Below are 12,516 nucleotides of genomic sequence, written 5' to 3'. Positions count from 1 at the left end.
TTAATCTAAAGATTCTTTATCTACTAGAGCAAAACTGAGTTCGCCTTCAGCAACAGCTCGGGAATCTACGCAAGCTTGTGCTGTAGCCTTCCCACCTTTTGAGGAAATTAGAGAAAACTCAGCATTAAGAGTAAGAACATCGCCTGGACGTACTGCCTGACGAAACTTTGCCTTTTGTATTCCTAAAAACAAAGCTAGCCTCTTATGCCGATCATTTTCTAATATTAATCCCAACAATACTCCAGCTGCTTGCGCCAAAGATTCTAATATCAACACCCCAGGCATAATGGGGGCTTCAGGAAAATGTCCTACAAAAAAAGGTTCATTTATCGTTACATTTTTCTGCGCAACAATAGATCTTTTTTCCAAATCATAAGACAGCACGCGATCCACAAGTAAAAATGGATAACGATGCGGAAGTAAGTTTAATAATTCTCGTAATTTAATTACAGGAGCCTCTTTCATTCACCACTCATTTCTTAAAATTGCAATACTTCTAGAATTTTTCTTCCCAAAGCAATATTCGAAGAATGCCCTGATCCAATAGCTATAATATGTGCTTTAAAAGGTTTTCCAACCAAAGATAGATCCCCTATTAAATCTAAAATTTTATGCCTTACGGGCTCATCTGGGAAACGCAATGGTCCCCTGCTAATGACACCATCATCCTTAAAAACAACAGCATTTTCCAAGCAGCCACCACCTATTAATCCCCTGTCCATTAAAAAACACAACTCATTGTATAAAGCAAATGTTCTACATGGAGCAATATCTTTACGGAAAGACCCCTCTGTAATTACAAAAGAACGATACTGGGTTCCTATAGTAGGACTTTGAGGATAATGTAAAGTATACGAAATTTTTAGTTCATCACAGGGAAATGCTGCGAGAAAAGTATCTTGGGCTTGATAGTACACAGGCCGAGATAGTTGTGCAATAGAGACTTTATCATTTTGCACGCAAACACCCGCATCATCAATGAGTTGCATAAATACCTGTGAACTACCATCTCCTATGGGGATTTCTTCTTCACTACAATGGACAATCACATTATCGATATTACTGGACCGCAAAGCAGCCATAAGGTGCTCCACGGTTGCAACAACAGAGTCCCCTGAAGATAATGTGGTACTGCGTCCTGTACTACACACATGAGAAAGCAATGCTGGAATATAGTTCCCCTCAATATCTGAGCGGTAAAAAACTATTCCTGTATTTTCTTTAGCAGGCTCTAAAGTTAAAGTTGCTGACTTCCCAAAGTGGATCCCCACTCCGGAATAACACACTTCACGCTTTAACGTCCTTTGAGCTCGTTCTAACATGCAAAAACCTGAAAAAGAGTGTTCGTATATTATCCTTTTTCTTTTTTAGCAAGCAAGTGATAAGCAAAATAACATCCCATACAACTGGTAGAGAGTAAAGCTAAAAAAATCATGGGTACATCTCCCCACCAAGAATATAAAGTAAAATAATTTTGCAAAGGAAGATTGATTTGCAATACTCCTGGGGGTGCTTTTCTAGAACAAGTTTCGTAGGGGAGCATGTGTAAAACTCTTCCTAAAGCATCTGCCGCTACAGTAACACCTGTATGGCAAGCACGCACACATGGCATACCTAACTCTTGATTACGTAGAATACCATGAGAAAAATGCACTTGGGGGAGATTAGAAGAGGGATACCATCCATCATTTGTTAAATTTACAAGAAATTTCGCGCCATTTTTTTTATAATGCCTAAGTAAATGTCCAAAAGTTTCTTCATAACAAATTGATATCCCCATTGCAGGTAAGTCTTGTATTTTTATTACTCCTGAGCGGATACCTGGTAAGCGTCGACATGTAAGTGCGTATTCAGGAAAATATTTCTTGCAGAAGAACCAGCCTAATCTACCACAAGGAATATACTCTCCTCCGGGGACAAGTATGCGCTTATCATAGCCGTATAGTTTCCCCTCGCGAGATAGACACGTTGCAGAATTATAGACATACATCTGGGATCCTATTTCCTCAAAACGTTCCAATCCCATTAGGACTGGACATTCGAAATAATCTACAAGAGCCTGAATCCAATCAATATTTGTTAAAAATTCTTGCTGTTGTTTTAAATCCACTAGAGGTTCAAGTATTAAGCGACTATCATCATAAGGATAAACTCTTTTATCTTGAGCAAAGGGGAGTGCGACCTCAGGGAAAATCACAAGATCTACGGGTTTCTCCACCATAGATGCAAGATGAATTAACTTCTGCCAGATGCAGAAGGCACTTACTGACGAACATCCTGTATAAAGTGGACCTGCAGGTTGAATCACAGCAAGACGTAAACTATCTCGGCTAGAAAATCTTAATTTCAGGTATTCATAGTGCAATCCGCCTAAAACATAAGGGAACAAAATACACGCTAGCCATAATTTGAAAGCGTGACGTTTTTTTAGTAAAACGAGATAAAAGCTGATTCCCATCATTACTATCACGACACTTTCTCCTGCCCAACCGAAAAACCCTCCGAATTGTCTTCCATAGGCTGTAGCTGTAATTGGCCACCCTAGATAATCTAGAGACATTCCGGAGAGGAGAAAGTAAAATCTTAACATCTCTATGCTTACCCAAAATCCTGGGAAAAACCAGAGAATTTTAAACATTTTTTTCGAATTACATAAATAAGAAAGAGAGAAAATATGGTGAATAGGCATGCCAGCACACTACAGAGTATCGCCCATACAAGGTAAATAAACTTCCCTACATAAAAGTCGGATAGCATCCATGAGAAATGCCAACTATAGAGGGTTACGCTCCAGAAAAATAATATGAGGAATAACTTTTTCCAAGAGATAGTCTGGGGTTTGCAGGGTTCTAAACTATACCAAAGAAGACCATATCCACATACGCTTCCCAAACAAGAGAATATCGTACTACTATCGGGTTGAGCAAAGGCTATAAGAATCCAGGAACAAAAAAAACTAACAATCCTAAACAAAACGTTCCTATTTATTCATATTCAGTCGCACCTGTCGACGTTGATCAGCCTCATTATACCGTCGCTTTTCTTCAAGAGTCTCCGGTACAATCTGATGAACAGGCGTGGGTATATTCTGTTCATCTACAGCAACAAAAGTAAAATATGCCGAAGTAATATGTCTTCTTTCTTGTTTATAGATATTTTCTGCCCAAACTTTAACACCTACTTCTAAAGAAGTTTTCCATGTACGATTTACAGCTGCTTTGCATATTAGATTTTCTCCCATGTAAGCGGGAGCATAAAAACACAATGCATCAACAAACGCTGTGACACAAATACGTTCTGCATGTCTTTCTGCAACTACAAGAGCTAAGCGATCTAATAAACTCATTAATAAACCGCCAAACACTGTATTATTTGCATTTAAATCATTAGGAAAAATCTTATAAATATGGCCATCTATACAACTAAAAGATACAGGCTTTTTCTTCAGCATATGCTATTTCTCTTTGTGACGAAGCTGCCTTTCTACTACATCTTGTTGGATAGTAGCCTCCGCATTAAAGAAAATCAAGAGATTACTTGAAAATAAAAAGCACACATTACAAGCCAATAAATGGGTTATTTACCTGTGTAAATCCTGTCCCTTTTTGGCGATGTTTAATTTCATGGCGAATAGAAAAACGTAAATCGGGATCAAAATCCATTTTGGCCGCCCATTGTAAATAAGACAAAGGAATTTCTGAAAAAGAACGTCCCTTATGTTTCCCTAAGGGCATATATTTCATTTTAATAGGTTTTGATAAAACCTGCTGTAACTGTTCAATTGTACGGAAACGTCTACAAAAATGTTTGAAAATGCTGATGTTGATCTCAACATCTTTCATAGCACGATGGTTCCCATCATAAGGGACATTAAAATGCATAGCTAACGCTTCTAAAGAATTATTTGGACTATCGCCATATTCTTTTGCTAATCGCAATGTATCAATGATATGATATTTAGAAAGAAAAGAGTCTCCGATTCTTTCTGCTTCTTGAGACAAAACTTGTATATCAAATCCCACGCTGTGACCGACTATGTAATCTCCTTCTTTTAAAAAAGCTTTGATCTTGGGGAATACAGTAGACATTAGTGGTTGATTTTTTAACATGGCATTAGAAATCCCATGTATTTTCTGTGATTCGGCAGAAACAACACGCTCGGGATTAATCAAACATTCTATTGAATCGATTACCTTATCAAAAGTAAAACGTACTGCAGCAAATTCAATAATACGATCTTTTTTTATATCTAATCCCGTCATTTCACAATCTAGACACACAAAAATCGTATCTTTAAGTAACGCCATGTTTATTCCTTTAACAAAATTAACAAGAAGGGTGAGGCATATACACTCACCTCTCTTTGAACATTAGTTAATGCTTTTATGTAAACCCGTATGGTCTCTCGAAAACGTGGTAAAGTTATTTTATCTGGCCATTCCACACATATCACGTCATCTTCCGTAGTATCTTGGAATAATTCCTGATAAATACCTTTATTATCTACCAACCTATAAAAATCATAGTGACAAATTCTTCGAGGTTCGCTACCGTACACATGCAGAAGAGCAAAAGAAGGGCTTGCAACATCATAAGCCGAAGTATCTCCTAGGTAGCCCTGTACTATACCCCGTACAAACTCCGTCTTCCCAACTCCGTAATCACCGAATAATAATACCACACTTCCTGCGGAAAGGCATTTACCAAGTGCCTTACCTATATTTAAAGTTTCCTGATAAGAACTTGTTACTCGTCTGTATCTATCCATTGACTAATATACACATGAAAGGCGGTATCGTCTGCTAAGCTTTCTACAAACTCAGCTATTTTGTCTTCCACAAGGGCATCTTGTAACAATGATAAAAAGGAATTTTCTAATTGAAATTTATTTTGATTTTGTACTTCTTCCAAAGTCATTGGTCGTAGATAATTTGAAGTAAATTCCTCTATGAGAGCTGGCAAACTATGGAATAACTTGCCTGTAATCACAGAAGAAAAGACAGTTTTTACAATAGGCTCTTTCGGAGGTACAATATATTCTTGAATCATTTTGGGATCATCAGAAACAAGAAAACGCTTTACACGGACACCACTCTGACGTTCCGCATTTTGTGGGCACGAAGATAACCAATCATAGATAGCGTCCTGAGGATTAGCATAGACATTATCAGCAAAAACTTTTCCGGTAAAAGGACAAATATAGATCCTTTTTGTATGTTCATTTACCTCTGGTTTACCAGAACAAATTTGTATTTCTGTTTCTCTCCAAATTTTTTTATCTTCTTCTAAAATTCGTACAGCATCTTCTGGGGTTTTAAAAATTATTTTATCTCGAACAAAAACTACAGGGCGCAAACCCAAAGCTTGTTCTAAATAAAAAAGATACGTGGCTAACAATTCTGGTTCTTTTTGTTTTTCCAAAAACTGAAGAAGTTTTTTCTTGATGCTTCCAGAAATATCCATGCTCATCCTTTTTTCAGTTAACGAAGCAACAGAACCGTTCCTTAAATTTATTGTGAGAAATGGACAAACAATAAACTCAAGAATCTTTTCGCACTATTGCGCATTAAATCAATCATACTAACACAAGCAGAGAATTATATTGAACATAAAGCTCCAATCAATTCTATAAAGAATTTGCTATCTCGTTTAAAAGCTAAGGGTTTAAATACTAGCCTTTTAAATTATTATTACTTGCATAAGTTTCTCATTTTCCTAGGTAATTTTTTTAAAAAACTGCTATCGCAAAAATCTTAACAATTATTTTTCCTTTTATTGAAGAACCCATTCAAGGTATTTCTATTAAAAAGTGCTACTATTGAAATAGCAATCTCGGATTCGAATTGAAGTAATCTGTTCTTTTACTTCGAAAAAGTTTCTGAATTGTGTTTTTTTTACCCTATGTCTACAATCTGCCATTCATGCAGCTATGGCGGAACCGGTAGACGCGCTAGATTCAGGTTCTAGTGAGCTTATGCTCATGGAAGTTCAAGTCTTCTTAGCTGCAGTGAAATAACTCCCAAAGTAAATTAGGAATATTATGGTCAAAGTTGTAACTGCTGAAAACTTCAATTCTTTTATAGCCTCCGGTCTTGTGCTAATAGATTTCTTCGCTGAGTGGTGTGGTCCCTGTAAGATGCTATCTCCTATACTGGATGCTTTAGCTTTAGAATTATCTAATGTATCTATTGGTAAAGTCGATATTGATACTTCTCCTGCTCCGGCAGAAAAGTATGGGGTTTCCTCTATTCCCACATTAATTTTATTTAAAAATGGCGAGGAAGTCGATCGCGTAGTTGGATTAAAAGATAAAGATGCCCTAGTAAATCTCATTACTAAGCATTTTTAACTTCCTTCTCGAATTAAAGTACTATAATTATTTTGCCGTACTGCTTCAAATAAAACTACACCCACAGTTGTTGCTAAGTTTAATGACCTAACTTGAGGTTTCATTGGCAAATAATAACAGTGGTTGTAGTATTTTTTTAATACTTCTTCAGGAAGACCTTTCGATTCGGAACCAAAAATATACACTCCAGTAGTGGATAGGGAGGCATCTCCATAATATTGTGAACCTTTAGTTGATAAAAAAAACATCTCATCTGGGCTAACTCCAGCCAAAGCTTCGTCCAAAGAGTCCACTACAGATACGTCTACTTGATTCCAATAATCCATACCTGCGCGTTTAACAAATTTATCAAGCAAAGAAAAGCCTAGAGGTCTCACTAAAATCAATGAGGCCCCTAAAGCTAAACAAGTCCTACCTATATTTCCTGTATTTTGTGGAATATCCGGGTTATAAAGGACTACTTTCATGCAGGATTCTTTGTCTCCGCTGTATCTGTTGTTGCTACGGGCTCATCAACAGTTTCAATTAATTGGATCTCAAAGATTAATAAAGAATTTGGAGGTAACTGTCCTGCAGTACCATAAGCTAGTTCGGGGTGAATATAAAGAATACGAGTTTCTCCTTCTCTCATTCCTTGCATACCCAAAGCAAATCCTGGGATAGTTTGTCCAAGAGGAAGAAGGATAGGTTCTTTATTTACATCTGAACTACTGAAGACCTGACCATCTATAAAACTGCCCTTATAATGTAACAAAGCTGAAGGTTTCCCCATTAAGGTCTTACCATCTCCTTCTTTTATAATACGATATTGCAATTTATTAGCTTGGACTTCAACAACATCGGCATTTTTCTTATTTTCTCTTAAGAATTTTTCTGCTAGAGATAGATTTTCCTTTGCTTTCTTTTCAAAAATCTTCTGCTGCATTTCTGCTACTTTTTCCTCATATTCTGATTCTGTTAGAGGTGCACTTTTACATGCCAACTCTGCTTGCAAACCTTTAGCTACCTCTGTAATATCCATCATAATGTCTTCAGACTTACGTAACTGCCTTGCAAGCAAATGTCCAAAGGTACGTGATATCTGTTGATACTCGGAAAGCTGTAGATTTTCATCTGTACTTCTCTCACTCACTTGTGGTGGCTGAGTCTTATTTTTTTGACTCGAATCACAAGAAGCAATGAAAAAAGACATCACCATTGTTATTATAACTACGTGCCACCATTTTTTCATATTTCCTCTCCTATAGTTGTTGCTTCGAACTCAACGAGCCCTAGCTCCAAAACAGTATAATGTTTAAGAAGTTACCTTAATATTTAGTTCTTTTAATTGGGAAGTCATAATTTCTGCAGGTGCATCCATCATTAAATCTGCAGCCTTTTGAGTTTTAGGGAAAGCAATCACTTCACGAATGCTCTCAGCATGGGTCAATACCATCATAATACGGTCTAAACCTAAAGCAATTCCTAAATGAGGAGGCGTACCGAAACTCAATGCATCAACAAAAAAACCAAACTTTTCTTCAACGTTTTTAGGAGTTAACTCTAAAATAGAAAATATTTTATTTTGCAAATCAGCATCATAAATCCGTTGGGATCCCGAAGCTATTTCATACCCATTTAATACTAGATCATAACTTGAAGAACGTACTGCTAGCGGATCTGTATCAAGCAAAGGAATGTCTTCTTCCAAAGGAGAGGTGAATGGATGGTGTTCAGAACATATTTTACCCTCTTCTTCAGCAAACAAAGGAAAATCTGTTATCCAAACAAAATTATATTGCGATTCATCGTATAACTTACGTTCCTTAGCAATCAACCTACGCAGATGATCCAAAGACTGATTAGCTATTACCTCTGGGGCAGCTACCAACAATAAGATATCATTATCTTGTGCCTCAAAATCAGAAAATATTGCTTGAAACACAGGCTCTGAGGCAAACTTTGCCACATTAGAAGCAATGCTATTGCCTTGCTTTTTAATCCAAACAAGTCCCATAGCTCCATAGCGTTTTACAAATTCTGTATATCCATCCAATTGCTTACGAGAAATATCTGCTCCTCCAGGAACACAAAAGCCTTTAACTACCCCACCCTGAGCTAATTGATCTAGAAATATTGAGAATGTAAACTTTTTGGCATGCTCACAACAATCGCGCAACTGCAATCCAAAACGAAGATCGGGCTTATCTGTTCCATAAAGGTCCTTGGCATCCTTATAAGTCATCCTTGGTAGAGGCAATTGAATAGAAATTCCTTGTATTGCGAATATCTCTACAATCAATTGCTCAACAATGGGGAATAAATCCTCAGGAGAAGCGAAACTCATTTCAATATCAATTTGAGAAAATTCCGGCTGACGATCAGCACGCAGATCTTCATCTCGGAAGCATGTGGCTATTTGAAAATAGCGGTCCAAACCCCCTATCATGAGAATTTGTTTAAACAACTGAGGAGATTGAGGCAAAGCATAGAAACTTCCCGGATAAATTCTTGAAGGGACTAAATAATCTCGTGCTCCTTCAGGCGTGGATTTGCCCAACACTGGAGTAACGACCTCTGTAAATCCTTGAGAATCCATATATTGACGGCATGCTAGCATGACTTTATGCCGACAAATTAATCTATCTAAAATACCTCCGCGACGCATGTCTAAGTAACGGTATTCTAATCGCAATTCTTCATTAACATTAATGTGTTCATCTGCAATAGAAAAAGGAGTATTTCTTGCTTTCGATAGAACGGTGACTTGTTCCACTTCCACTTCGATATCTCCAGTAACTAGATGGGGATTCCTCATCCCCTCTAAGCGTTGGCAAACACGTCCTTCCACAGATAAAACCCACTCAGAACGCAAGGAATCAACTAATTGATGCAATGCAGGATTTTCGCTTTCACGACAGACGATTTGCGTAATACCAAAACGATCACGCAAATCTATGAAAACAACTCCTCCATGGTTGCGATATCGATGCACCCAACCAGATAAGCGTACAACCTCTCCAACATTACTTAAAGAAAGTTCATTACAACGATGTGTTCTGTATTTCATATAGCAACCTTTGCTCCACCTCCTGCTTCGAACCAGAGAACTCCTGACGTAAAAACATATTTTTCATGATCAATCGTTCTGAATGCAACTCCCTTTCCCCTATAGGGCAAGCAAAAGTTACTTGTTCTGCATCTGCTACTTTTAAAGCTATTTTCAATTTTTTATGTGTCCAATCAACTTCAGTGGGAATCCCTAAACTACGTAGATGCTGCGCCCACAAAAAACAAAATGTATCTGCCTGAGGCTCTAAAGAAATTAATCGAATCTTGTGAGAGCGAGGAAGCTTTAAGCTACCTTGAGCCAACAAAGTCTGAATTACCCTTTCTAACCCTACACCAAATCCACAAGCAGGAGTTGAAGGACCTCCTGAGGCTCCTATCAAGCTATCATACCGTCCCCCACCTCCCAAGGCATAGGAATGCCCTCCACAAGTAGTCACTGCTTCGAAAACCATATCTGTATAGTAATCGAGACCACGAACTAACCGCGGATGAACTGTATGGGGAATATGTAAGTCTGCTAATGTAGATAAAATTTTATCAAAATATTTCCTGTCTTCTTCGGAAATATAATCAAGAATTATAGGTGCTGAAGCAATTATATCTTGGTCTTCAGGTTCCTTAGAGTCTAAAATTCTTAATAAATTTGTATGATACCTCTCTTGACTAAGAACAGACAGAGAAGATAAATGCTCAGAAAAATATTCGCGCAAAACGTCATTGTAGCGCTTACGCGTTATCTCTCCTCCTAAGAAATTTAATTGCAACAGCATATTTTGAAGACCAACAGAAGTATAAAACTGCCAAAGCAAACTTAGAACTTCTGCATCACGTAAAGGATGTTTCATTCCTATAGCTTCAAGACCAAACTGATGATGCTGTCGGTATCTCCCTGACTGTTGTCGTTCATAACGAAACATGGGGAGGATATAGTAAAACTTATTTTCACTACGCTGATTGGCAAGGTGATCTATAAATGCTCGCACAATAGGAGCTGTGCCTTCAGGGCGCAATGTTAATGATCTCCCTTTCTTATCAGCAAAAGTGTACATTTCCTTTTTAACGATATCACTTTGCTCTCCAGCATGTAGAAATAGGGAGGTGCTTTCGAAAACAGGAGTACGTATCTCCGAAAATCCGTACAATGCACAGACTTCATGAATTCTGTCTTCTACTTTATGCCATAGTGAAGTGTTCCTCCACATATGCTTACCATCAGCAATGTAAGGAAATATATCAAAAACCCCTTTGGGCAAAGCTACTTTCACTACGTGCCTGTTATTTAACTTAATTCGAAAACAGAATACCAAAATCTAGATAAAGAGCAAAATTAAACCCTCCCTAGGGAATCCCGGAGATCCAGAATAGGATCAATAATTTCTTGAAAGGAAAACTCAACTTCCTGGCCATATATTTGCAATATTTTCTTCTCATTCTTTGCATCGAGGGAAAAAGACTCTTTATTTTCTTCAATTGCCAAAGGAAGCAAGAACATACCTGCAAACACAAAAATTATTTTTCTCATAATATTGCTTGCTATTAAGATATGATTAACTAAAAAATATAATATATAAAACAACTACTTGAACGACAATCCCTCTCCTCTCATCATCAGATTATCTAAACCATCTAGAAACACTACTTTCTTGTTTTTTCATAGCTCATGTGTTAATCTCAGGGATTCTTCCTCTTTTTTTTATATTAAATATTTAAAATATGAGACCTCGTAATGAATATTTGGACCAAATTCTTTCAGCCCCCTAAGCACATTAAGGAACTTGATGATCCAGAATTAATCAAGAAAAAGTACAAATATTGGAGAATGAGAATCTTCTATAGCATGTTTGTGGGGTATATTTTCTACTACTTCACACGCAAGAGCTTTACATTCGCTATGCCCACACTCATGGCAGACTTAGGTTTTGATAAAGCACAGCTAGGTATTATTGGAAGCACGTTATACATTACTTATGGTATCAGTAAATTTGTCAGTGGGGTGATGTCTGATCAATCTAATCCTCGTTACTTCATGGCTTTGGGGCTTATCATTACTGGTTTAACAAATATCTTCTTTGGAATGTCTTCTTCCATTCTCCTACTTGCTCTATGGTGGGGAGTCAATGGTTGGTTTCAAGGATGGGGATGGCCTCCATGTGCCCGTCTACTGACACATTGGTATTCTAAATCAGAACGAGGCACTTGGTGGAGTGTATGGAGTACTTCTCATAATGTTGGGGGCGCATTAATTCCTATTTTTACTGGGCTCGCTATTGGCTGTTGCGGCTGGAGAGGTGCCATGTTTATTCCAGGTATTCTGTGTATTGGCATGGGTTTCGTTTTAATAAACCGTCTACGTGATACGCCACAATCTTTAGGACTACCTGCCATTGAGAGATATAGAAAAGAATATGAATCACAGAAACACCAGAAAACTACTGCAGATATCCTGGAAGAAGAGGCTGAAAAAGAGCTATCAACTAGAGAAATTTTATTCACTTATGTCCTCACAAATAAATGGATTTGGTTATTATCTGTAGCCTCTTTCTTCATTTACGTTGTTCGTATGGCAGTCAATGATTGGAGTGCATTATTTTTAATAGAAACAAAGCATTATGTTGCTGTTACAGCAAATTTCTGTGTTTCCTTGTTTGAAGTGGGTGGCCTTTTCGGCATGTTAATTGCTGGGTGGTTATCAGACAAAATTTCTAAAGGAGAACGTGGGCCAATGAATGTTATTTTTTCTTTAGGCTTGCTATTCTCTATTTTACTCATGTGGTACAATCGCGACCAAAATCTTTGGTGGATAGATGGAATCCTGCTTTTTATCATCGGATTCTTTTTATTTGGCCCACAAATGATGATTGGCTTAGCAGCCGCCGAGTTATCCCATAAAAAAGCCGCAGGAACAGCTAGTGGTTTTACTGGATGGTTTGCGTATTTCGGAGCTGCTTTTGCAGGATATCCTCTAGGGAAAATAGCTCAGGATTGGGGATGGAAAGGCTTTTTCTTTGCCTTATTAGGCTGCGCTTTAATAGCTCTTGTCTTATTTCTTCCCACATGGAATGCTTCTGAAAAAAACTACAAAGCGAAAACATAATATCAAGGTGATGAGGCTCTCT

General features: G+C 37.6%; 13 protein-coding genes, 1 tRNA gene and 1 pseudogene. 3 read left to right on the top strand and 12 right to left on the bottom strand.

What is annotated here, in order from left to right:
- The 7 genes and pseudogenes from fabZ to RT28_RS04260 form a co-directional block, all read right to left on the bottom strand.
- Positions 1-465 carry a 3-hydroxyacyl-ACP dehydratase FabZ gene (gene fabZ / locus RT28_RS04290; protein ID WP_020355793.1) on the bottom strand — a complete coding sequence of 155 codons (465 nt, stop codon included), beginning with the start codon at positions 463-465 and terminating at the stop codon, positions 1-3.
- Positions 466-479: 14 nt separating this feature from the next.
- Complete coding sequence (gene lpxC / locus RT28_RS04285) at positions 480-1,322, bottom strand: UDP-3-O-acyl-N-acetylglucosamine deacetylase (protein WP_020355792.1); 843 nt, start codon at positions 1,320-1,322, stop codon at positions 480-482.
- 29 nt (positions 1,323-1,351) lie between these two features.
- Positions 1,352-2,973: pseudogene (gene lnt / locus RT28_RS04280) on the bottom strand (apolipoprotein N-acyltransferase).
- 7 nt (positions 2,974-2,980) lie between these two features.
- Positions 2,981-3,451 (bottom strand): acyl-CoA thioesterase, encoded by a 471-nt coding sequence (locus RT28_RS04275; protein ID WP_020355790.1) that lies wholly within the window; start codon positions 3,449-3,451, stop codon positions 2,981-2,983.
- Between the two features lie 106 nt (positions 3,452-3,557).
- Positions 3,558-4,307: a putative quorum-sensing-regulated virulence factor gene (locus RT28_RS04270; RefSeq protein ID WP_020355788.1), complete on the bottom strand. Its 750-nt coding sequence runs from the start codon at positions 4,305-4,307 to the stop codon at positions 3,558-3,560.
- A gap of 2 nt (positions 4,308-4,309) precedes the next feature.
- Entirely contained in the window at positions 4,310-4,768 is a 459-nt protein-coding gene (gene tsaE / locus RT28_RS04265) for a tRNA (adenosine(37)-N6)-threonylcarbamoyltransferase complex ATPase subunit type 1 TsaE (RefSeq protein WP_038501139.1), read from the bottom strand.
- Positions 4,747-5,463: a DUF2709 domain-containing protein gene (locus RT28_RS04260; RefSeq protein ID WP_020355786.1), complete on the bottom strand. Its 717-nt coding sequence runs from the start codon at positions 5,461-5,463 to the stop codon at positions 4,747-4,749. Before RT28_RS04260 ends, tsaE begins: the two co-directional genes overlap by 22 nt.
- Positions 5,464-5,923: 460 nt before the next feature.
- On the opposite strand from RT28_RS04260, the gene RT28_RS04255 reads away from it, so the two are divergent.
- Both RT28_RS04255 and trxA read left to right on the top strand, forming a co-directional pair.
- Positions 5,924-6,007 (top strand) — tRNA-Leu (locus tag RT28_RS04255).
- A 33-nt stretch (positions 6,008-6,040) separates the two neighbouring features.
- Complete coding sequence (trxA, locus tag RT28_RS04250; RefSeq protein WP_020359184.1) at positions 6,041-6,349, top strand: thioredoxin; 309 nt, start codon at positions 6,041-6,043, stop codon at positions 6,347-6,349.
- Here the strand turns inward: trxA and RT28_RS04245 are convergent.
- The 5 genes from RT28_RS04245 to RT28_RS04225 form a co-directional block, all read right to left on the bottom strand.
- A complete protein-coding gene (locus tag RT28_RS04245) occupies positions 6,346-6,816 on the bottom strand; it encodes a tRNA (cytidine(34)-2'-O)-methyltransferase (protein ID WP_020355784.1) in 471 nt (156 codons plus the stop codon). The two genes, trxA and RT28_RS04245, sit on opposite strands and share 4 nt — an antisense overlap.
- Positions 6,813-7,580: an FKBP-type peptidyl-prolyl cis-trans isomerase gene (locus RT28_RS04240; RefSeq protein ID WP_020355783.1), complete on the bottom strand. Its 768-nt coding sequence runs from the start codon at positions 7,578-7,580 to the stop codon at positions 6,813-6,815. The genes RT28_RS04245 and RT28_RS04240 overlap by 4 nt, the downstream gene beginning before the upstream one ends.
- Positions 7,581-7,643: 63 nt before the next feature.
- Positions 7,644-9,398: an aspartate--tRNA ligase gene (gene aspS / locus RT28_RS04235; protein WP_020355782.1), complete on the bottom strand. Its 1,755-nt coding sequence runs from the start codon at positions 9,396-9,398 to the stop codon at positions 7,644-7,646.
- A complete protein-coding gene (gene hisS / locus RT28_RS04230) occupies positions 9,373-10,665 on the bottom strand; it encodes a histidine--tRNA ligase (RefSeq protein ID WP_020355781.1) in 1,293 nt (430 codons plus the stop codon). The genes aspS and hisS overlap by 26 nt, the downstream gene beginning before the upstream one ends.
- A 62-nt stretch (positions 10,666-10,727) precedes the next feature.
- The gene (locus RT28_RS04225) at positions 10,728-10,922 is read right to left on the bottom strand and encodes a hypothetical protein (protein ID WP_038501135.1); all 195 of its coding nucleotides are present in this window, start codon (positions 10,920-10,922) and stop codon (positions 10,728-10,730) included.
- A gap of 204 nt (positions 10,923-11,126) precedes the next feature.
- On the opposite strand from RT28_RS04225, the gene pgtP reads away from it, so the two are divergent.
- Positions 11,127-12,494: an MFS transporter gene (gene pgtP, locus RT28_RS04220; RefSeq protein ID WP_035392691.1), complete on the top strand. Its 1,368-nt coding sequence runs from the start codon at positions 11,127-11,129 to the stop codon at positions 12,492-12,494.
- The last annotated feature ends 22 nt before the right edge of the window (positions 12,495-12,516 follow it).

This window comes from Chlamydia avium 10DC88 (assembly GCF_000583875.1).
Taxonomy (GTDB): Bacteria; Chlamydiota; Chlamydiia; order Chlamydiales; family Chlamydiaceae; genus Chlamydia; species Chlamydia avium.
Note: the sequence above shows the minus strand (reverse complement) of the source record. Positions and strands in the feature narration are given on the sequence as shown.